Here is a 20602-nt window from a genome sequence, read left to right on the forward strand (position 1 = left end):
GCGAAGGTCGACCCGCGATCACTTCGTCGAGGCGCCCTGAAGCCCTATCATCGACTTGCCCCTCGGCGTCAACCCCGCACTGCTATAGATACCTGCTCTTTTTCCTGTCGCACGGGTACCGGGTCATCGCGCATGACCGCCGCGGTCACGGACGCTCCAGCCAGGTGTGGGACGGTCATGACATGGATCATTACGCGGACGACGTCGCCGCTGTCGTGAACCATCTCGGCGTGCAAGGCGCGGTTCATGTCGGCCACTCCACCGGCGGTGGCGAAGTCATTCACTACGTCGCCCGTCATGGCGAAGACCGCGTCTCGAAGGCCGTGCTGATCAGCGCTGTGCCGCCGCTGATGGTCAAGACAGACAAGAACCCGGGCGGCCTGCCGAAGGACGTGTTCGATAACCTGCAGGCGCAACTGGCCGCGAACCGTGCTCAGTTTTATTACGACGTTCCGGCCGGCCCGTTCTACGGCTACAACCGTGCCGGCGCGAAACCGTCGCAAGGCGTGATCTGGAACTGGTGGCGCCAAGGCATGATGGGCAGCGCCAAGGCGCATTACGACGGCATCGTCGCGTTCTCGCAGACCGACTTTACCGAGGACCTGAAGAGCACCACGATTCCCGTGCTCGTGATGCATGGTGATGACGATCAGATCGTCCCCTATGCCGATTCCGGCTTGCTGTCGGCGAAGCTCGCTCGGAACAGCACGCTGAAGACCTACAAGGGCTTCCCGCACGGCATGCCTACGTCCAACGCCGACACGATCAACGCCGATCTGCTCGCGTTCCTGCGAGGGTAATCGCGACGGGTGCCGGAAAAGAAACACGCCCGGCACCCGCCTGCCTCCTTCCGGGAAAGCACACTGCCTCCCCGAGAAACACTCACACATTATTCAAGTGTCCGTTCGCGCGGCTCACAGCACGCGGGAGCATTGCTCCCGGCGACCGCTCCGTGCATAGCGATACACCCACACGTCCTCATACAGAGGTGCTTATGTCGAACGAAGGGCAGTGCCCATTCAACCATGCCAACGGCGGCGGCACGACCAATCGCGATTGGTGGCCAAACGAATTGCGCCTGGATCTGCTCAGCCAGCACTCGAGTAAAACCGACCCGCTCGACCCTGGCTTCAACTATGCCGAAGCCTTCAACAGCCTCGACCTCGACGCGCTCAGGAAAGATCTGGCTGCCCTGATGACCGACTCCCAGGACTGGTGGCCGGCGGACTTCGGCCACTACGGTCCGTTATTCGTACGGATGGCCTGGCACAGTGCCGGCACCTATCGCATGGGCGACGGGCGCGGCGGCGCCGGGCGCGGCCAGCAGCGCTTCGCGCCGCTCAACAGCTGGCCGGACAACGTGAGTCTCGACAAAGCTCGCCGCCTGCTGTGGCCGATCAAGCAGAAGTACGGTCAGAAGATCTCGTGGGCCGATCTGCTGATTCTCACGGGTGACGTTGCGCTTACCACGATGGGATTCAAGACCTTCGGCTACGCCGGTGGCCGCGAGGACACGTGGGAGCCGGATCGCGACGTCTACTGGGGCAGCGAGACGACCTGGCTTGGCGGCGACCTGCGCTACGGCAAGGGCGGCGCCTGCGAATCGCAACACGGTGGCAACGCCGGGCGCAACCTCGAAAATCCGCTTGCCGCGGTGCAGATGGGCCTCATCTACGTGAATCCGGAAGGTCCGGACGGCAATCCCGATCCCGTCGCGGCAGCGTACGACATCCGGGAGGTCTTCGGACGCATGGCGATGAACGACGAAGAAACCGTGGCGCTGATTGCCGGTGGTCATGCCTTCGGCAAGACGCACGGCGCGGGTCCGGCCGACAACGTCGGTCTGGAACCCGAGGCTGCCGGTCTCGAGCAGCAAGGGCTTGGCTGGAAGAACAGCTTTGGCACCGGCAAAGGCGCGGACACGATCACGAGCGGCCTCGAAGTCACGTGGAGCGACACGCCGACTCAATGGGGCATGGGCTTTTTCAAGAACCTGTTCGGATACGAATGGGAACTCACGAAGAGCCCCGCAGGCGCTCACCAGTGGGTGGCGAAAAACGCCGAACCGACGATCCCGCATGCACACGATCCGTCGAAAAAGCTGCTGCCCACCATGCTGACCACCGATCTCTCGCTGCGCTTCGACCCCGTCTACGAGAAGATCTCGCGTCATTTCATGGACAACCCCGACGTGTTCGCCGACGCGTTCGCGCGCGCGTGGTTCAAGCTCACGCACCGCGACATGGGACCGCGCGCCCGATACCTCGGGCCGGACGTGCCGACCGAAGAGCTGATCTGGCAGGATCCGATTCCTGCGGTCGATCATGTGCTCGTCGACGACACGGACGTTGCCCCGCTCAAGGAGACGATCCTTGCCTCGGGGCTTTCCGTGGCCGAGCTCGTGTCCACCGCATGGGCGTCGGCATCGACATTCCGCGGCTCGGACAAGCGCGGCGGCGCCAACGGCGCGCGTATCCGCCTCGCGCCGCAGAAGGACTGGGCCGTCAACGAGCCCGCACGATTGGCCAAGGTTCTGAAAGTTCTCGAGCGCATTCAGGGCGAGTTCAACAGCACGCAGCCTGGCGGCAAGAAGATTTCGCTGGCCGATCTGATCGTACTGGCCGGCGGCGCCGGCATCGAGCAGGCGGCGAAGCGCGCTGGCCACGACGTGGTTGTGCCGTTCGCGCCCGGCCGGATGGACGCCTCTCAGGAACAGACCGACGCGCACTCCTTCGCGGTGCTCGAACCGGTCGCAGACGGTTTCCGTAATTTCGTCAAGGGCAAATTCGCGGTGCCGGCCGAAGCGCTGCTGATCGACAAGGCGCAACTGTTGACGCTGACCGCCCCACAGATGACGGCGCTCGTCGGCGGACTGCGCGTGTTGAACGTCCAAACCGGCGACGAAAAACACGGCGTTTTTACCGACCAGCCCGAAACGCTGACCGTCGATTTCTTCCGCAACCTGCTCGACATGGCGACCGAATGGAAGCCGATTGCCGGCGAAGACACCTATGAAGGACGTGACCGTCGGACCGGTGAGCTGAAGTGGACCGGTACGCGCGTGGATCTGGTGTTTGGTTCGAATGCCGTGCTGCGGGCATTGTCCGAAGTCTATGCGAGTGCAGACGGCGAGGCGAAGTTCATTCGTGACTTCGTGGCGGCCTGGGTCAAGGTGATGAATCTCGATCGATTCGATCTCGCCTGACAAAAAGCGGTGGTACATCGATGCGAGCGGGCTGCCGGGGGAACCGGCCCTGTCCGCTCGCATCCAGTGGCGATGACTATCGCTGTTCGGCCCGACATGGCAAGTGCCGGGCCGTGAAGCTCGTACGCGGAGGTACGACGCGACAATGCCGCTGTTCCGAATCGTACTACTGCTTCCGGCCCGGAGTCGGGCCGGCACGCAGTCGTCACTCCAAATCTATCCGAGAAACGCAATGCCTGCTGACGCTTTCACACCTCCTACCGAAATGACCGCGATCGAAATCGTCCATCCCGGCGGTCCCGACGTACTCGTTCCAGCCCGACGTCCGGTGCCGCGCCCCACCGACGAACAGGTCCTGATCCGCGTTCACGCCGCTGGCGTCAACGGTCCCGATGTCTTCCAGCGCAAGGGCTTCTACAATCCGCCACCGGGCGCATCGGACATCCCGGGCCTCGAGATCGCGGGCGAGGTCATCGACGTGGGGAGCGCAGTGAAGCGCTTCAAGCGCGGCGATGTCGTGTGCGCGCTCGTTACCGGTGGTGGTTATGCCGAATATGCAGTGGCCGATCACCGGGTCACCATGACGCTCCCGAAGGGACTTGGTGTCGTCGAAGCCGCGGCAATGCCGGAAACGTTCATGACGGTCTGGCTCAATCTTTTTCAGCGCGGCAAATTACAAGCCGGCGAGTCGGTTCTCATCCATGGCGGCGCTTCAGGTATCGGCACCACGGCGACAATGCTAGCCAAAGCATTCGGTGCGTCGAAGGTCATGACCACCGTCGGATCGGAGGTTCATCGCGAGGCCAGCCTGCGTCTTGGGGCCAATCACGCGATCAATTACCGGGACGAGGATTTCGTCGAAAAGGTGAACGAGTTCACGAATGGAAACGGTGTCGACGTCATTCTCGACATCATTGCCGGAGACTACGTCGCACGTAATTACACGATCGCTGCAATGAACGGCCGCATCCTGCAGGTGAGTGTATTGAAAGGCCCCGCCAAAGACCTCGATCTGTGGCCGATGATGACGAAACGCCTGACGCATATCGGTTCGACGCTGCGCTCACGAACACCCAACGAGAAAGCGGAAATTATTCGTGAACTGGAGATGCATGTCTGGCCGTTGATCCAGGCGGGAATGGTCAAACCCCAGGTTTACAAGACCTTCCCGTTGAAGGACGCGCGCGGGGCTCACGAGTTGATCGATTCCGGCGTGCACATTGGCAAGATCGTTCTCGTCACCGACGCGCTCCCGGCAGAGTGAGCCCGATCGACAGATCGGCGCGGTATCGGAAACAGGCGGCCTCTTGCTGGAGAGGCCGCCTTGACCTTTAGCTCTTGATGAACTTCAGAATGTCCGCGTTGATGACATCCGCATTGGTCGTCAGCATCCCGTGCGGGTAGCCCGGATAGATTCTCAACCTCGCGTTCTTGAGCAGCTTTGCGGACAGCACGCCGGCATCCTTGTATGGCACGACCTGGTCGTCGTCACCATGCAGGACCAGCGCCGGTTGCGTGATCTTCTTCAAGTCTTCGGTGAAATCCGTTTCCGAGAAGGCCTTGATGCAGTCGTATTGAGCCTTGATTCCACCCATCATGCCCTGACGCCACCAATTGCGGATGACGCCTTCGGACACCTTCGCGCCCGCCCGGTTGAAGCCGTAAAACGGTCCCGACGGCACGTCGAGGTAGAACTGCGCCCGGTTGGCGGCAAGCTGCTTCCTGAAGCCGTCGAAGACTTCAATCGGCGTTCCGCCGGGGTTGCGCTCGCTCTTCACCATGACCGGTGGCACTGCGCTGACCAGAACGATCTTTGAAGTCCGCTTCATGCCATGACGCGCTACGTAGGCAGCAACTTCCCCGCCCCCGGTCGAGTGCCCGATGTGGACGGCATTCCTGATATCGAGCGCCTCGGTCAGGTCCGCGAGATCGGCAGCGTAGTGATTCATGTCATTGCCGTCGGCTGTTTGCGTGGATCGCCCATGCCCACGACGATCATGGGCGATGACGCGATAACCATGCTCGACGAAGAACAGCATTTGAGCGTCCCAGTCATCCGCCGACAGCGGCCAACCGTGACTGAAGACGATCGGCTGGCCTTTGCCCCAATCCTTGTAGAAGATCTCGACGCCGTCCTTCGTCACGATCTTGTTACCACGGTCAGCCTCTCCTGCCGACGGATAAATCGGATGCTTGGCTGATGCGGCACCGGCCGTGCCACTCGAAGAAAACAAGGGCAGCGCCATCGAGGCAGCCGCTACTGCACCCGCTCCGATCATCAGTTCGCGACGAGATTTGCTGATGACGTCGACTTCATCCTTACCGCTCATGACAGCCTCCTTTGGTAATCGAAAAGCGGCTACACCTGACCACCCGATACCCGAGCCGCGTACGATCACGCTCCCGGTACCCCCCGTTGCGCAAACTCGATGACCACGCGCCCCGTTTCCTGCTACTTGCTCTGCCGGCATCGGCAGCCAGTCAATTCGTTTCCCTGAGCCGCTTGACGACCGCCTCGGCAATTTCCTTGCTCGATTGCGGGTTTTGCCCGGTGATGATGCGGTCGTCACTGACGACATAGGATGTAAAGGGAAGAAACGCCTTCTTGTAGCGCGCACCACGGCTCACAAGTGCATCCTGCAAGAAGAGCGGAACCTGTGACTTCATGCCGGACAGCGTCTCCTCCATGTCGGAGAAGCCCGTCACCGGCACGCCCGCGAGGAGAGACTTGCCTTCGGCGTCCTGGAGCGGCAACAACGCGGATACGCCATGGCAAACGGCCGAGACGACGCCCCCCTGACGATAAATCTGCTCGCTGACGGCCTTCAGCGCCGCGTTGTCGGGGAAGTCCCACAACGTACCGTGCCCGCCAGTGAAGTAGATCGCCTTGTAGTCGGCGGGATCGACGGCCGCGGCCGGCAAAGTCGCCTTCAATCGCGCCATGAAAGCAGGATCGGCCAAATGTGCGCGTGCCGAATCATCCAGGTAGAAAGACTTCAGGCTGCGCTCGTCGATCGGGACTTCACCCCCCGCCGGACTCGCAAAATCCATTTGCAGCCCGGCTGCCTGGGCGACGTCATAGAAATGCGTCAACTCGGTGAACCAGAGGCCGGTCGTATCCGATCGAGACGGATACTTCGAGTGATTGGTCATCACGACCAGAACCTTGCCGTTCAGCTGTGGCACGCCCTCGTTCCGCGCAACGTCGGCTGCATAGGCGTATCCGCCCGTCAGCACGGAAATCATGATGGCCAGGAGCCAATGCCTCAAAAGCCAACGCTTGAACATTCTCGATTCCTCATATAAGTCGGCGCGACTTCGGGTCGTGACTCGATCGCACCGCGCTGAAGCAACGACGTGAAAGGATGCAGACGAAATCCTAGGATTGAAGTTAAGTTGAATGTCAAGTGATCACGGCGCGCCATCGCCACACCGCCACGCGTCCGGATGCCGTGGCGCTCGGCCGCGTCCGTCTCGAGAATCAGCATCACCACCGATCGATACGACGTTGTCGTGTCGCCGATCCGGTCGCATGCCCGCACCAACCCGGCTTCGAACCGACTGAGCATCCATGGCCGTGGATCGCGTTAGCTGATGCAGGCAGGTGCCTCACCGACATAATTTTTATTAATTTAGCTTAGCTAAATACATTTTCGGCGAGAACGAGGAATGCCTTTCCCCGTCGCGGACAGTGCCGGGCATCGAGCCGTCGGGAGACCGAATACTGCAGGGTCGGATGTTCTCGCACACCGATACGCAGATGTACCGCCTCGGCGCGAACTTCAATCAGCCGCCGATCAACCGTCCGCGCGTACGCGTCACGAACAACAACCAGGACGGTGCGCTGAACTTCGGCGACCGCAAGGGCGAAGCGAACTACGAGTCGTCAACGCTGAACGAACTCGCGCAGAACCCGCGTGACAAGTCAGAACAGCGCTGTCGTTCGCCGCGCTGTTCGGCCGCCTCGACCTGCTGCCGGTACTCGTCGCACATGGCGCGAACCCGGATCACGTCGATGCGCTCGGTTGTACCGCGCTACAGAACGGGATCCTGCAAGGCAACGACGCCACGGTTGCCGCGCTCGAAAAGGTTGGCTCCGCACCGAGTGCGGATGTAACGTTGCGATCGTTGCCGTAACCGCTTGACTTTGAACTTGCCTTCAAGGTTAGCCTAGTGTCCATCGTCATTCGACACAAGGTCACGAAGGTATCCGACATGCAAACGATACTGGGAGCGAACGGTCAGATCGCCACGGAACTGGCGCGGGAATTGCGCCGCCTCAACACCGGCGAAATCCGCCTCGTCAGCCGCAATCCGCGCAAGGTCAACGACACCGATAGCTTGGTGTCGGCCAATCTGCTTGATGCGCGACAGACCGCCCAGGCGGTGAAAGGCAGTGACATCGTCTACTTCACGGCGGGCCTGCCCCCGGACACGGAGCTGTGGGAAACGCAGTTTCCGGTGATGTTGAAGAACGCGCTGGATGCGTGCCGCGCGGAAGGTGCTCGATTCGCCTATTTCGACAACACCTACATGTACCCGCAGAACAACCGGCTGCAGACGGAGTCGACACAGTTCGCGCCGGTAGGCCGCAAGGGCAAGGTGCGCGCGGCAATGGCGTCGATGGTGCTCGAAGAGATGGCGCGTAGCGACATCCCGGTGCTGATCGGCCGGGCACCCGAGTTCTATGGCCCGGGCAAGACGCAGAGCTTCACGAATGCGTTGGTCATCGACAAGCTGAAGGAAGGCAAGAAGCCGAAGGTGCCGTTGCGTGACGACACGCGGCGCACGCTCATCTGGACGCCCGACGCGAGCCGTGCGCTCGCGACGCTCGGCAACTCGCCGGACGCGTTCGGGCAGACCTGGCATTTGCCGTGCTGCGACGACCGGCCGACATACCGGGAGTTCGTCGACATGGCCAGCGCCGCGTTTGGACGACCGCCCGCCTATTCGATCATCGGGAAAGGGGCGTTTTGGATCGCGGGCCTCTTCTCCCCGCAGGTACGTGAGATCCGGGAGCTTCTGCCTCGCTACGAGCAGGACAATCTCTTCGATTCCACGAAGTTCAAGCGCCGATTCCCCGAGTTTGAGGTGACAACTTACCGACAGGGCCTTGAACTGATTCGACGGGAATTCTAAACGTTTGGGGCACGCGGACACCGTCACCCCCTCGTTGCGCGATCCAGCGGGCTTGGCGGGCTCACCGGGCTTAGTCGTGGGGCAGCGTCACACCCGCCTCAATAAAGGAACGTCAACGATGACGCGATTCAGCGATGCGCCGATCATCGGGCAGTCGCGACAGGCGTGACATCGACCGACCCGCCCCCAACCTCGTCGCCCCTGCCACCCACTCCCAGTCCTTCGGGCTGGCAAGATATCTCGCCGCCGGCCGGATGCGGTTCGTCTGCGCCTGCCCGACGGCGACCGCCGAGCGTTCTTCAAGAATGCATCGGAAGCGTCAGCGCACCGATGCTCACCGGGCCACCGGTCAGCATGACAGGGCCATCGTCGCCGATCAACACGGTGTCGGAATGGCGAAAGCCACCGATGCCTTCAACATAAATTCCGGGCTCGATGGTCAGGCACATGCCTGGCTCGATGATGCGTTCGTAACCGTCAGCGAAAAACGGCGCTTCGCGCCCGGTCACGTCCATACCGTGCCCAGTGCGGTGCAGCAGTCGGTCACTCATACCGGCGCGCCGGAAATACGTGCGCGGGCTTGAGTGCGGTCCGCGGTTGCTCATTGCACGCGGCAAATCGACCGAAAAGGTGACGGTCAACAAGCGCAGTTGATACGCCATGTAACGCAAGGGTTAGTACGTACGGCGGCGAGCGCGACATGCACCAGATTCATGTCGTCCATTTTTGTCTCGAATTTGACCGCGATTGTGGACGCTCATATCGTGGGGCACATCGAATCGATACGACTCGCGCCGCTTCTGGAGCATCAGGGAAGCGGGAACCATCACTTCATGTCTTCCCCCACCATGAACCCTGAAGCTCTGAACTCCGATCTGGGCGCGCTCGCTCATCCCCGATCCGCGCGGTCCGCGAGCAACGTGCGTCGTGCCGTTACCACGGCCGTACTCGGCCAAATCCTCGAGTGGTACGACTTCTTCTTGTACGGCACCGCGGCCGCGCTCGTCTTCGGCAAGCTGTTCTTTCCGGTCGGCACCGATCCGCTGACGGGCACCATCGCTGCATTCGGCGGGTTCACGGTCGGCTTTATCGCCCGGCCGATCGGTGGCGTGCTATGTGGCCATATCGGCGACCGGTACGGCCGCAAGGCCGTCATGACACTTACGCTGCTCACGATGGGTACGGCCACCGTCCTGATGGGCGTTCTGCCAACGTATCGGCAGGTCGGCATCGCGGCACCCGTCATGCTGGTGCTGTTGCGCATTCTTCAGGGGCTTGCCGCCGGCGGTGAATGGAGCGGCAGTATTTTACTGATCCACGAGAACGCGCCGCGATCCAGGCGCGGTGCACTCGCCGCCTGGAGCCCCTGTGGCGCCGCACTGGGCTTCGTATTGTCCACGGGCGCGTTCCTGCTGGCGAAAAACGTTCCGGCGGACGACTTCCACAGCTGGGGATGGCGCCTTCCGTTTCTGGCCAGCGCCGCACTCGTCGTCCTCGGCCTCTGGATGCGCCGCTCGATTGGAGAAAGCGCCGCGTTCGCCGAAGTGAAGGCGACGCGCCATGAAAGCCGGATGCCTGTCATCGAAGTGTTGCGCCAATGTCCGCGCGAAGTGCTCACTGTGTTCGGCCTGCGGTTTGGCGAGGGCGCGGCATCCTACCTCTTCTTCGCTTTCTCGATCACCTACGCGCAGTTTCTCGGCATCACGTCGAGCTGGATTCTCGGCGGTCTGTGCATCTCCATGCTGCTGATGATCCCCGTCTCCCTGTTCTTCGGCTGGGTGACCGACAAGGTCGGACGCAAGCCGGTCTATCTCGCCGGCGCGATCGCGATCATGCTGGTGGCATGGCCCTACTTCGTGCTGTTGGGTTCGGGCGAGTATTGGAAGGTAGTGGCCGCGCTTATCCTCGCCAACAGCGTCACGCTGGGCATTCTCCAGGGCGCACAGCCCGCGTTCATCAGCGAGATGTTGCCGGTGCACCTGCGCTTTTCGGGACTCGGCATCGGCCGCGAAGTCTCGTCCGTGCTCGGTGGCGGCCTCTCGCCGATGATCGCGACCGCGCTGCTCGCGCACTATCACAGCGCCGTGCCGGTCGCCATCTATCTGGGCGTACTCGGACTCGTGACCGTCGTCGCCACGTTGCTCGCACGCGAGACATTTCCGAAAGCGATGCGCGCTGCTGTTCGTCAGCAGCCCGAATGACATCCCCACACCAGCAACCGCGAGGTATCACTCATGCAAGACCTTCAAAGCGAAGCCATCATCGAATCGCATAACGACTATCCGCAGTATGCCGCGCCGCTATCGCTCGATGCGCTGATTGAAGAAGTCGAGCGTCGCCGTGACGAATTCGACAAGGTATCTCATGTGCCGCGCGATATGATCGGCAAGATGAAACGCGCGGGCATTTTTCGCGCGAGCACGCCGAAACGTTTCGGCGGCGATGCGCTGCCGCCGGCGCGCTTCCTCCAGATGCTCGAACGCATCGCGATTGCCGACGGCTCGACCGCGTGGGTCGCGGCGTTCGGCTCCGCCAATACCTACCTTGCGTCATTGCCGGTTGAAACGCAAGCGCAGATCTACGCATCGGGACCCGACCAGGTCTTCTCAGGGGGCTTGTATCCGCTGCAAAAGGCCGAGCGCGCACCCGGCGGCTTTCTCGTGTCGGGACAATGGCGCTTCGCCAGCGGCTGTAAAGGTGCGGACTGGATCGGCGTAGGAATCGGCGGTGTGCCTGCTGGCGCGGACGACAAGAACGCCGGCAAGCCGTTCACGGCGGTCTTTCCGGCAAGCGAAGTCGAGATCGTCGACAACTGGAACGTGGTCGGCATGCAAGGCACGGGCAGCCACGATCTGCGCCTGAAAGACAAATACGTCGACGAACAATGGACCTTCGTGCGCGGCGGCACGCCGCTGATCGATGAGCCTCTGTATCGGTATCCCGCCATCGCCTACCAGGCGCAGGTGCATGCGGCAGTCAACCTTGGCCTGGCGCGTGCCGCACTCGATCTGCTGGCGGGGATGTCTGGCGTGACGAAGACCACCACGGGCGCGCCACGTCTTGCCGATCGCGCGTACTATCGTTCAGGGCTCGCGCAGGCGGAAGCCCAGTTGCGCAGCGCGCGGGCATTCTTCTTCGAGTCCGCGGAAACATCGTGGCAAACGGTGCTGGCTGGCGATCCGGTGCTGCCCGCGGAAGCAAATTTGCTGCGTCTGTCTGCCACCCACGCGGCTCACACCTGTGCGGATATCGTGATGCAGGCGTACAAGATGGCGGGCATCGGCGCGATCTATCGCGAGAACCGCATGCAGCGTCTTGTACGGGACTCGATCGTCGTCACCCAACACGCTTTCCTCGGCGAAGGCAACTACGATGCATCGGGTGCGGTTTTCGTGGGTATTCCTCCCGTCACGCCGTATCCCTGAATATGCGCCTCTCCCCGAAAGGACAGCAGCCATGACCCACGATCAAGCGCGTGCACAGTTTCGCAACGCAATGGCCTCGCTCGGCGCGGCCGTCAACGTCATCACCACGGACGGCCCGCACGGGCGCTGCGGTATCACCGCAAGCGCCGTATGCTCCGTAACCGACACGCCACCAACGATGCTCGTCTGCATCAACCAGTCGAGTTATGTTCACGACGTACTGCTCGGCAATGGCCGCGCGTGCATCAATGTGCTGGGCGCGCACGCGCAGGCGCTGGCGCGTGTTTTCGCGGGCATGGACGGATGCTCGATGGAAGAGCGCTTTGCGCGCTGCGGCTCGCGCCCGGGCGCCCTGCAGCTCCCCGTGCTCGACGATGCGATCGCGAGTCTTGAAGGCCGCATCGTAGACAGCAAGCAGGTTGGCTCGCATTCGGTGCTTTTCGTACAGGTCGAACACATCGCCTCGCACGAAGACGGCGACGGCCTCGTGTACTTCGCCCGGCAGTTTCATCGGCTCGCGCGCGTGGCCGCTCCATGCGAGGTGGCGTGATCATGCAAGTCTGCCTGTTTCTGATCGGGGGGAGTGGACAGCCATCCCTGCTGGATGTCGCGCCCCTGCAGCGCACTGAAGGATTACGCGGCCTGGTCGTGCATGAACCGATAAGCCAACGGGTCGACCCGCGCATCGCACCAGCTGCCGATGCGCCGTCGAGCGTGCTGCAACTCTATTTCGACGAACTGGCGACGCTCGAGGCGGCCGCGGCCTGCGACGGTCCGATTCACCACGCTCTGCAGGCGCAATCGACAGTCGAGCACTTCACGCAGCAGGCTATGGCGGTACGCACCCTGGCACCATCCACGCCGGGGGGCGAAGCACGCGTGCAGCGGTGCACCTATCTCGTCGCTTACGACGGCCCGGCGGATGACTTCGACACATGGCTCGCGCATTACCTGCAGCATCACGCGCCGCTGATGTCGACCTTGCCCGCACTGCGCGAGCTGGAGATCTATACGCGCATCGACTGCACCATCGGCCTGCCGTGCGCGCGCGCGGAAGCGATGCAGCGCAACAAGGTCGTCTTCGACGATGCGTCGGCGCTCGCCGACGCGCTCGCTTCGCCGGTGCGCGACCTGATGCGCAGGGACTTCCACACCTTGCCGCCCTATCGAGGTGGTACGCCGCATTTTGCAATGCGCAGCACATACGGTAATCTCGCCACACATTGATGGCCGCATGGCGCGACCAGCGCTCGTTCGTGAGTCAACCCGTATGACGAAGCCCAACTCCGGTATCGCCGATCTGAACCTGCTGCGCGTGTTCCTTGCCATCTGGGATCTGCGCAGCCTGACCGCTGCCGGCGACCGTCTGGAATTGACCCAGCCCGCGGTGAGCCATGCCCTGCGGCGCTTGCGCACCATCTTCGACGATCCGCTTTTCGTGCGCACGCCCACCGGCATGGTGCCGACCGATGCCGCGCATCGGCTGTATCCGCCGCTCGCGCAGGCGTTGTCGATCATCAACGAGGCGGTCCAGCAACTCGCCAAGTTCAATCCCGCGACCGCCCGGCGCGTGTTTCGCATTTCGATGTCGGACATGTCGGAATTCTATTTTCTGCCGCCGCTGGTCGCGCTGCTGGAACGCGACGCGCGCGGCATTCGAATCGAAGTGGTCAATGTTCCGGTGGAATCCGTCAGCGCCGCCATGCGCGCCGGCGAAATCGATCTGGCGCTCGGCTACGTGCCGGGCCTCGACGCGGGATGCGTCAGCGAGACCCTATTCGTCGACGAGCATGTCTGCGTGGTGCGCGCCAATCATCCGCTAGGCAAGGCGCGGCCGACACGCGACGATCTGACCGCCTTGCGCTACGTCTACGCGAGCACCAACGCCACGGGCCATCGCATGGTCGAGCAATGGCTCGACGAGCTGAACTTCAAACGCGATGTCGTGGTACGGCTGCCGCACTTCGTCGTGGCGCCCGAAATCGTGATGAACTCGGACCTGGCGGTGATCTTCCCCAAGAGCCTTGCGCAGCGCTTCAATCGCGGGAGGGCCTTTCGCATTCTGCCATTGCCATTCACCCTGCCGCCCATCGAGATCCAGGTGCACTCACACACGCAATTCACGAGCGACCCGGGCGTCGCATGGTTGCGCGACACGATCTATTCGATGTTTCGTCAACCCGACGGCTGACGCGCATTGGCTGCGTCGATATCAGGCCATCCTTTCGGCGAATTCGACCGCGCCGACTGTCACCTTGACACTGTTCGTCATGCGAAGGCGTTTGCGGCTCCTGCATGGTGGACGTCGTGAGCGGCGAGCCGGAACATCGCGATCAGGTCCGAGTCAAGCGGAACGCTCCAGCTCCGACCGGGATCACATCGTTTTGAAACTCGCGAGGGTGTCGGTCATCAGGTCGCGCATCCACGCGTTGCCTTCATCGTCGTGAAAGTGTTCGTGCCAGTGCATCGTCACCGCGACTTTCGGCAACGGCACCGGCAGCGCGTAGATGTTGAACGCGTCGCCTTTGTTGAGAATACGCGCGAGTTTTTCCGGCAGCGTGGCGAACAGATCAGTGGCAGCCAGCACGCCGGGCGCCGCCACGAAATGCGGCAACACCAGCGCAATATTGCGCCCGACGCCCTGTGCGCGCAGCGCATCATCCAGCGCGTCATGGCTGTGTTCGAGCGAGCGAACCTGAACGTGCGACGCGGCAAGAAACTGCTCCAGTTTCAGTTTTTTGCCGTCGGGCAGATCGTCGCGTTTGCGCGTCATGCACACATACGATTCCTCGAAGAGCACGCAATGGCGCGTGCGTGGCAGTAGCGACGGCAGGTTGCCGATTGCGAAATCCAGCCGACTCGCGCGCAACGCTTCTTCGATTTCTTCGACCGGCAATGGCGCTACAACAAGTTTCACGCGCGGCGCGGCGTCATGCAGCACGGCGCAGATCGCTGGCAGATACGCCATCTCCCCCGCATCCGACAGCGACAGGCGAAATGTTCGCGTGCTGGTCGCCGGATCGAAGCGCTCGGCGTGACGCAACGCTTGCCGCACGGTGTCGAGCGCGCTCCCGACGATTTCGGCCAGCTCGAGTGCGACGGGCGTGGGCTGCATGCCCGTGCGGGTCCGGACGAACAGCGTGTCGTCGAACAAAGTGCGCAATCGCCCAAGCGAATAGCTGACCGCCGGTTGAGACAGTGCCAGACGCTCGCCCGCGCGCGTCAGACTGCGCTCTTCCACGATAGCCTGGAAAACGCGCAAAAGATTCAGATCGATATGGTCGATGGATGTCATGACGGACAGCTTGATACAGGGGCCGAACTGATTTGACGGCGCGCGGTGAAGCGATTTGACGCATGGTCATCGAAAAGCGAGACCGGTGTCAACGAGAGGATTCGCCGAGCGCATCGCCAGGCTCGCGTGACTCGCCCGTCAACCCGAGCGGACATCATGTCAAAGAGAGTCGTGCTCGTGAGCGATGCGGGCTAACTCGCGGGCTTGCACAACGTCTCAGCGGGGCTTCCGGCCTGATGACGGGACGCCCGCTTCGTCACGTCCGATCGGCATTGCTCACGGCGCACGTGCATGAACCCGATTCATGCCGGCCATTATTGGCCGGAATTTGACGGCATAAAGTCGTCCTTCGATACTCGATTCCGCTCTGCGCCGCAGCGCTCGCCGACACAAGAACCATGGTGACAATTAAAACGTTCCACGCTTGAACGATGGATTCAAGGAGAGATGACAGCCATGATTTCACGGAAACACAACCCGTTGAAAAAAGCCAAAGCCTGCGCTTCACCGATGCACGATAGCGGAAGGCGTTTGCCCGTGCTGTTCGTTTCGTCAACGCTCGCCGTCTTGCTGTCAGGTTGCGGCGGCGACGGCTCCTCCGTCACTTCGGACCCCACGATCGCCGTGACCGCCGACGGCGCCGTACAAGGCACCCTGAACAACGGCGTGATCGCATTCAAGGGTATTCCGTTCGCGGCTCCGCCAGTCGGCGACTTGCGCTGGAGACCGCCGCAGCCCGTGGCCGCATGGAGCGGCGTGCGCCAGGCCACGTCTTTCGTTCACGACTGCATGCAGACGAGCGGCCCGAACGCGACGCTGACGGTCACACCGTCTGAAGATTGCCTATACCTGAATGTATGGCGCCCGCAAAGCGGCAACGGCAAGAATCTGCCCGTCATGGTCTGGATTTACGGTGGTGCATACGTCATTGGCGGCACGTCGATGCCGACATATGACGGCACGCAGTTCGCCAGGCAAGGCGTCGTCATCGTCACCGTGAACTACCGTCTCGGCCGGTTCGGTTTCTTCGCACATCCGGCCGTGACGGCGGCCGCCGCGCAATCCGGCGAGATGTTGGCCAACTACGGCTACATGGATCAGATCGCCGCGCTCAAATGGGTACAGCGCAACATCGCGAACTTCGGCGGCGACCCGGCAAACGTCACGCTCTTCGGGGAATCCGCTGGAGGAGAATCGGTTCACAACCTGCTGACTTCACCACAGGCATCGGGACTGTTTGCAAAGGCGATCGTCGAGTCCGGCAATGGACGCGTCAACCAGTACTTCGGGCGCACGCTCTCGCGCAACGCGAAAACAGTCGGCGCGTCCGCGGAGGAACAGGGTTCCGCGTTTGCTGCAGGATTCGGCATCACCGGCAGCGACGCCCGTTCCTTGCACGCCTTGCGCGCGCTCTCGGCCGATCAGGTTCTCGACGGGCTGGACACTACGACGCTGAATACCGCACATAGCCTCGCGACGTTCTCCGGCAGTTCCATCATCGACGGCAAACTCGTGGTCGACGAACCCGAGAATCAGTACAAGGCCGGCCAGTTCGCGAAGGTTCCGCTCCTGCTCGGCGTCAACAATGCGGACCTCGGATTTGCCACGCGCGGACTCACGACCAAGGAGCAGGCCTATGCGATCTTCGGTCAGCAAAACCTGAGCGCGGCTGCCGCGGCGTTCGACCCGACGGGCACGGCGTCCGTTTCGACAGTGGAGAACCAGATCGCCCGTGTCATCACCATGGACGAACCCGCACGGTTCGTTGCACGAACCTTTACCGCGCGGGGTGTGCCGACTTATCTGTATCGCTTCTCGTACGTTGCCCAGTCGATACGCGGCAAGGTCAGCGGCGCGACGCATGCGGCCGAGATTCCCTATGTGTTCGACACGCTCTCCGCCGCGTACGGCACAGCCGTGGCCAGTCAGGACGAACAGGTCGCGCACGACATGATCGCCTACTGGACGGCATTCGCCAGAACGGGGAATCCTTCCGACGCCGGTCTGATTGCGTGGCCGATGTATAACGCCGATCTCGACAATCAACTGGCGTTCACGTCGGCGGGCACCTTGAGCGTTGACCAGCCGAATCCACTGAAAGCGCAGATCGATCTCGTCGAGCCGCTCAACGACACCGACCAAACAGCGAATCGTCAGTACCAGCCGTAGCCGCACGACTCGCGGAAATGCGGGTCGATGGTCGCGGCCAGGCACCGGATGCGCCATCGACGTCCTGCATCATCCTGCGCATGATGTGTGGGTTCGGATTGACGGAACCAGTCAACCATGTCGGCCGTTGCGCGTCGACATCACCGGTCCGCGCGCAATTTATCGAACAACGCCCCGATGTGCTAGGACATATTCAGAATCTTCTCCGAACTCATGAATCGAAAGGCGTAGGCAGTCCCCATGCGACAAATGAACCCCGCACACGGATAGGGAAAGTGCGCTGGCAAAATCAGCGTATCCGTGTCGGCATGTGCGTCAAAGAACGCTCGCCTGGCTTGGCGGGACTGATCGGGATCGACACAAAACCTCGTGCTCCAGTCCGGATTTTCCAATTGAAGCGCTGTGTGAAACAGGTCCCCGGATATAATCGCCCGCCTCCGATTGCTTTCAATGCAAACGCCGACGTGCCCCGGTGTGTGTCCGGGCAGCGGAATGACGCGAATGGACGAATCGATGACATGCCGGGAGTCGATCATATCGGCGAGTCCAGCCTCGAAAAGCGGCATGACGCTGTCCCCGATGTAGTCGCCGGTCCTTTCCAGCGGTGATCTCGCCAGCTCGCTCGACCAAAACCCGAATTCCTCGCTGACAAACAGATAGCGCGCGTTGGGAAACGTGGGGCGCCACCTGCCGTCAGCGTAGTAGGTGTTACAGCCGACATGATCGACATGCAGATGCGTGGAAAGCACCAGGTCGACATCCTCGACGCGGATGCCCGCCGCCTGCAACCGGCTCAGCCAGCCGAAACGGGCTTCATTGAATTCGCCTCGCGCTCGGGCCTTGCAGTCCCCGACGCAAGTGTCGACCATCAGCGTCGTCCCCTCGCTTTCAATGAGAAAACCCTGGATAGCGATGACGAGCCGCCCGCTGCCGACGTCGTAGAGTTTGGGATCCGCGGTCGCGATGGATGCCGACACGGACCGCTCCGTCGCGTCGGGATAGAGTTCCTGCCATCGGAGGAGCGGCGCGACCGACTCGGCGATCACGGTCACTTTGACGGCACCGACATTCAATTGATAGACAAACGGCTGATGCTGACGGGAAGCCGACAAGGTTCGCATGTTGGTTCACCAGAATCGAGTCGCAGCCATTCGCTGCGACTGTCGAAGAAACACGAGGCAACGCCGCCCACGGCAGCTCAATGCGCGTCGCTCGTGATCGGCTGTTGGCGCTTTAACAGATCCAGCGCGACGTCGACGATCATGTCTTCCTGGCCGCCGACCATCTTCCGCCTGCCGAGTTCGACCAGAATGTCGACGGTCTTCAGCCCATATTTGCCGGCGGCAACTTCCGCATGACGCAGGAAGCTCGAATAAACGCCGGCGAAACCGAGCGCAAGCGTTTCGCGGTCGACGCGTACCGGCCGATCCTGAAGCGGTCGCACAAGATCGTCAGCCGCGTCCATGAGCCGGTACAAATCGCAGCCGTGATTCCAGCCCTGTCGCTGTGCCGCCGCAATGAACACTTCGAGCGGCGCATTGCCGGCGCCCGCACCCATGCCGGCCAAGCTCGCATCGATGCGATCGCACCCCTCCTCCACGGCAACCAGCGAGTTGGCCACGCCGAGGCTCAGGTTATGGTGTGCGTGCATCCCGGTTTGAGTGTCGGATTTCAACACCGCCTTAAGCGCGCGAAACCTGTCCCGTACCTCATTCATGCCGAGCGCACCACCCGAATCAACCACATAAACACAGGTGGCGCCGAACGTTTCCATCATCTTCGCCTGCTCAGCCAGCTTCTGCGGGGTGGTCATGTGGCTCATCATGAGGAACCCCACCGCATCCATACCCAGCTCACGAGCAAAATCGAGATGCTGGCGGGATACATCGGCTTCCGTGCAATGCGTAGCCACGCGTACGACCCGTGCGCCGGCATCGAACGCATGCCGGAGATCATGGGTCGTGCCGATGCCGGGAATCAGCAGCGTCGCGATCTTCGCCTTCTTGACGCTTTGCGCCGCCGCCGCAATCCATTCGACATCGGTGTGAGCGCCGAATCCGTAGTTGAAGCTCGATCCCTGGAGCCCGTCCCCATGAGCAACCTCGATGCTGTCGACGCCGGCATCGTCGAGCGCCGCGGCAATCGCCCTGACATGGTCGACGCTGTATTGATGACGGATCGCATGGCTGCCATCGCGCAACGTGACGTCCGAGATGTAAAGCTTCTTTTCTGCTGAAGTCATCGCGCCGTCTCCTTGAAGCCGCGAGCGATGCCGGCGGCCATCCGGCGCCGGGCCATCATGTCTCCGCACGCGAGTGCCGCCGACGTCATGATGTCGAGGTTGCCGGCATAGGAAGGCAAATAGTGGGCTGCGCCTTCCACTTCGAGAAATACCGAGGTTTTCAAGCCGTGCCGCGGCCCGATGCCCGGCACGTTGAGCGGCATGTCCGGCGGCACCGCGTCGAATTGAACCGACTGCTTCAGGCGGTAGCCCGGAACGTATTCCTGCACGCTGCTCACCATTTCGGCGATACTCGCCTCGATAGCCGCCGGCTCCGCGTTTTCCGACAGCACGAATACGGTGTCGCGCATGATCAACGGCGGCTCCGCGGGATTGAGAACGATGATCGCCTTACCGCGCTCGGCGCCGCCAAGCTTTTCAATCGCGGCTCGCGTCGTCTCGGTGAATTCGTCAATATTCGCGCGCGTTCCCGGCCCGGCGGACCGGCTGGAGATCGACGCGACGATCTCCGCATAGTGGACTTTGGCGATGCGTGAAACAGCGGCGACGATCGGAATGGTGGCCTGCCCGCCGCACGTGACCATATTCATGTTTGTCGCGTTTTCTTCTTCCAGATTGATCGATGGAATCACATACGGCCCGATCGCGGCAGGCGTGAGGTCAATCACCTGAACCCCATGCGCCTGCAGCAATTCATTGTGACGTCCGTGCGCGCCCGCTGACGTCGCATCGAAGACGATATCGATCTCCTTGAATACGTCCAGCCGCAGCAAGCCGTCGATTCCTTCTGCCGTCGTCGCGACATCCATGCGTGCCGCACGCGCCAACCCTTCCGAATTCGGATCGACGCCAACCATGGCACCCATTTTCAGATGCCTGCCGTTTCGCATTATCTTGATCATCAGATCGGTGCCGATATTGCCGGGACCGATGATGGCGACCTTCACCCTGTCATTCATGTGCGACTCCCAAATGTGACGGTACGGCCAACCAGACTGCGCTGTCCGCCGCTGATGCGGACGGCAACGAACCTGCCGCACCCGTGATGCTCGAATCGTCTATCCGCGAGCGTGCGCGCCCGCAATCGCGACGCAGGCGCCTTCAGCGCTTCGCGCCGAAGTTGGCGC

The 20602-nt window shown here is 61.9% G+C and carries 17 protein-coding genes and 3 pseudogenes; 13 read left to right on the forward strand and 7 right to left on the reverse strand.

What is annotated here, in order from left to right:
• Positions 1–17: 17 nt before the first annotated feature.
• The 3 genes from DFS13_RS27085 (at position 18) to DFS13_RS27095 (ending at position 4469) form a co-directional block, all read left to right on the forward strand.
• A complete protein-coding gene (locus tag DFS13_RS27085; protein WP_258399103.1) occupies positions 18–800 on the forward strand; it encodes an alpha/beta fold hydrolase in 783 nt (260 codons plus the stop codon).
• A gap of 194 nt (positions 801–994) precedes the next feature.
• Positions 995–3205, forward strand: a complete 2211-nt coding sequence (gene katG / locus DFS13_RS27090) for a catalase/peroxidase HPI (RefSeq protein WP_006492918.1) — start codon at positions 995–997, stop codon at positions 3203–3205.
• 232 nt (positions 3206–3437) lie between these two features.
• On the forward strand, positions 3438–4469 hold the full coding sequence (locus tag DFS13_RS27095) for an NAD(P)H-quinone oxidoreductase (protein WP_012493482.1): 1032 nt from the start codon (positions 3438–3440) through the stop codon (positions 4467–4469).
• Positions 4470–4536: 67 nt separating this feature from the next.
• On the opposite strand, the gene DFS13_RS27100 is transcribed toward DFS13_RS27095, so the two are convergent.
• A complete protein-coding gene (locus tag DFS13_RS27100) occupies positions 4537–5535 on the reverse strand; it encodes an alpha/beta fold hydrolase (RefSeq protein WP_048989384.1) in 999 nt (332 codons plus the stop codon).
• Positions 5536–5686: 151 nt separating this feature from the next.
• Positions 5687–6493, reverse strand: a complete 807-nt coding sequence (locus DFS13_RS27105; protein ID WP_012493484.1) for a type 1 glutamine amidotransferase domain-containing protein — start codon at positions 6491–6493, stop codon at positions 5687–5689.
• A gap of 385 nt (positions 6494–6878) precedes the next feature.
• On the opposite strand from DFS13_RS27105, the pseudogene DFS13_RS40910 reads away from it, so the two are divergent.
• From DFS13_RS40910 to DFS13_RS27120, 3 genes and pseudogenes are all read left to right on the forward strand, one after another.
• A pseudogene (locus tag DFS13_RS40910) lies at positions 6879–7133 on the forward strand (catalase); the annotation flags it as partial.
• 2 nt (positions 7134–7135) lie between these two features.
• Positions 7136–7342 (forward strand): annotated as a pseudogene (locus tag DFS13_RS40915) (ankyrin repeat domain-containing protein); the annotation flags it as partial.
• 78 nt (positions 7343–7420) lie between these two features.
• Complete coding sequence (locus tag DFS13_RS27120) at positions 7421–8344, forward strand: SDR family oxidoreductase (RefSeq protein ID WP_012493485.1); 924 nt, start codon at positions 7421–7423, stop codon at positions 8342–8344.
• 299 nt (positions 8345–8643) lie between these two features.
• On the opposite strand, the gene DFS13_RS27125 is transcribed toward DFS13_RS27120, so the two are convergent.
• Positions 8644–9006, reverse strand: a complete 363-nt coding sequence (locus tag DFS13_RS27125; RefSeq protein ID WP_227743165.1) for a Xaa-Pro peptidase family protein — start codon at positions 9004–9006, stop codon at positions 8644–8646.
• 186 nt (positions 9007–9192) lie between these two features.
• On the opposite strand from DFS13_RS27125, the gene DFS13_RS27130 reads away from it, so the two are divergent.
• The 6 genes and pseudogenes from DFS13_RS27130 to DFS13_RS41230 form a co-directional block, all read left to right on the forward strand.
• Positions 9193–10545, forward strand: a complete 1353-nt coding sequence (locus DFS13_RS27130) for an MFS transporter (protein ID WP_227743193.1) — start codon at positions 9193–9195, stop codon at positions 10543–10545.
• 33 nt (positions 10546–10578) lie between these two features.
• The gene (locus tag DFS13_RS27135; protein ID WP_006490338.1) at positions 10579–11769 is read left to right on the forward strand and encodes an acyl-CoA dehydrogenase family protein; all 1191 of its coding nucleotides are present in this window, start codon (positions 10579–10581) and stop codon (positions 11767–11769) included.
• A gap of 31 nt (positions 11770–11800) precedes the next feature.
• Positions 11801–12319, forward strand: a complete 519-nt coding sequence (locus DFS13_RS27140; RefSeq protein WP_006490344.1) for a flavin reductase — start codon at positions 11801–11803, stop codon at positions 12317–12319.
• 2 nt (positions 12320–12321) lie between these two features.
• Positions 12322–12996 carry an ethyl tert-butyl ether degradation protein EthD gene (locus tag DFS13_RS27145; protein ID WP_181461629.1) on the forward strand — a complete coding sequence of 225 codons (675 nt, stop codon included), beginning with the start codon at positions 12322–12324 and terminating at the stop codon, positions 12994–12996.
• A 43-nt stretch (positions 12997–13039) separates the two neighbouring features.
• Complete coding sequence (locus tag DFS13_RS27150) at positions 13040–13960, forward strand: LysR family transcriptional regulator (RefSeq protein WP_111442322.1); 921 nt, start codon at positions 13040–13042, stop codon at positions 13958–13960.
• A gap of 74 nt (positions 13961–14034) precedes the next feature.
• A pseudogene (locus DFS13_RS41230) lies at positions 14035–14216 on the forward strand (2Fe-2S iron-sulfur cluster-binding protein); the annotation flags it as partial.
• On the opposite strand, the gene DFS13_RS27155 reads toward DFS13_RS41230, so the two are convergent.
• Entirely contained in the window at positions 14144–15064 is a 921-nt protein-coding gene (locus DFS13_RS27155; RefSeq protein ID WP_043206112.1) for a LysR family transcriptional regulator, read from the reverse strand. The pseudogene DFS13_RS41230 and the gene DFS13_RS27155 overlap by 73 nt on opposite strands.
• A gap of 447 nt (positions 15065–15511) precedes the next feature.
• Between DFS13_RS27155 and DFS13_RS27160 the strand changes: the two genes are divergently transcribed.
• A complete protein-coding gene (locus DFS13_RS27160; protein ID WP_232542567.1) occupies positions 15512–17233 on the forward strand; it encodes a carboxylesterase/lipase family protein in 1722 nt (573 codons plus the stop codon).
• 182 nt (positions 17234–17415) lie between these two features.
• Here DFS13_RS27160 and DFS13_RS27165 read toward each other — a convergent pair whose 3' ends face one another.
• The 3 genes from DFS13_RS27165 to DFS13_RS27175 all read right to left on the reverse strand — a co-directional run bounded on the left by DFS13_RS27165 (position 17416) and on the right by DFS13_RS27175 (position 20434).
• Positions 17416–18354 carry an MBL fold metallo-hydrolase gene (locus tag DFS13_RS27165; RefSeq protein ID WP_111442323.1) on the reverse strand — a complete coding sequence of 313 codons (939 nt, stop codon included), beginning with the start codon at positions 18352–18354 and terminating at the stop codon, positions 17416–17418.
• Between the two features lie 77 nt (positions 18355–18431).
• The gene (dmpG, locus tag DFS13_RS27170; RefSeq protein WP_006498893.1) at positions 18432–19475 is read right to left on the reverse strand and encodes a 4-hydroxy-2-oxovalerate aldolase; all 1044 of its coding nucleotides are present in this window, start codon (positions 19473–19475) and stop codon (positions 18432–18434) included.
• Positions 19472–20434, reverse strand: a complete 963-nt coding sequence (locus tag DFS13_RS27175) for an acetaldehyde dehydrogenase (acetylating) (RefSeq protein WP_006490293.1) — start codon at positions 20432–20434, stop codon at positions 19472–19474. Before DFS13_RS27175 ends, dmpG begins: the two co-directional genes overlap by 4 nt.
• Between the last annotated feature and the right edge of the window lie 168 nt (positions 20435–20602).

Origin of the sequence: Burkholderia sp. 28_3, assembly GCF_003253915.1 — a bacterium.
GTDB lineage: Bacteria > Pseudomonadota > Gammaproteobacteria > Burkholderiales > Burkholderiaceae > Burkholderia > Burkholderia cenocepacia.

Bases quoted from the DNA above. Each gene is read 5' to 3' on its own strand.
- katG (WP_006492918.1), top strand. From the start codon at position 995: ATGTCGAACGAAGGGCAGTGCCCATTCAACCATGCCAACGGCGGCGGC.
- DFS13_RS27095 (WP_012493482.1), top strand. From the start codon at position 3,438: ATGCCTGCTGACGCTTTCACACCTCCTACCGAAATGACCGCGATCGAA.
- DFS13_RS27100 (WP_048989384.1), bottom strand. From the start codon at position 5,535: ATGAGCGGTAAGGATGAAGTCGACGTCATCAGCAAATCTCGTCGCGAA.
- DFS13_RS27105 (WP_012493484.1), bottom strand. From the start codon at position 6,493: ATGTTCAAGCGTTGGCTTTTGAGGCATTGGCTCCTGGCCATCATGATT.
- DFS13_RS27120 (WP_012493485.1), top strand. From the start codon at position 7,421: ATGCAAACGATACTGGGAGCGAACGGTCAGATCGCCACGGAACTGGCG.
- DFS13_RS27125 (WP_227743165.1), bottom strand. From the start codon at position 9,006: ATGGCGTATCAACTGCGCTTGTTGACCGTCACCTTTTCGGTCGATTTG.
- DFS13_RS27130 (WP_227743193.1), top strand. From the start codon at position 9,193: ATGAACCCTGAAGCTCTGAACTCCGATCTGGGCGCGCTCGCTCATCCC.
- DFS13_RS27135 (WP_006490338.1), top strand. From the start codon at position 10,579: ATGCAAGACCTTCAAAGCGAAGCCATCATCGAATCGCATAACGACTAT.
- DFS13_RS27140 (WP_006490344.1), top strand. From the start codon at position 11,801: ATGACCCACGATCAAGCGCGTGCACAGTTTCGCAACGCAATGGCCTCG.
- DFS13_RS27145 (WP_181461629.1), top strand. From the start codon at position 12,322: ATGCAAGTCTGCCTGTTTCTGATCGGGGGGAGTGGACAGCCATCCCTG.
- DFS13_RS27150 (WP_111442322.1), top strand. From the start codon at position 13,040: ATGACGAAGCCCAACTCCGGTATCGCCGATCTGAACCTGCTGCGCGTG.
- DFS13_RS27155 (WP_043206112.1), bottom strand. From the start codon at position 15,064: ATGACATCCATCGACCATATCGATCTGAATCTTTTGCGCGTTTTCCAG.
- DFS13_RS27160 (WP_232542567.1), top strand. From the start codon at position 15,512: ATGACAGCCATGATTTCACGGAAACACAACCCGTTGAAAAAAGCCAAA.
- DFS13_RS27165 (WP_111442323.1), bottom strand. From the start codon at position 18,354: ATGCGAACCTTGTCGGCTTCCCGTCAGCATCAGCCGTTTGTCTATCAA.
- dmpG (WP_006498893.1), bottom strand. From the start codon at position 19,475: ATGACTTCAGCAGAAAAGAAGCTTTACATCTCGGACGTCACGTTGCGC.
- DFS13_RS27175 (WP_006490293.1), bottom strand. From the start codon at position 20,434: ATGAATGACAGGGTGAAGGTCGCCATCATCGGTCCCGGCAATATCGGC.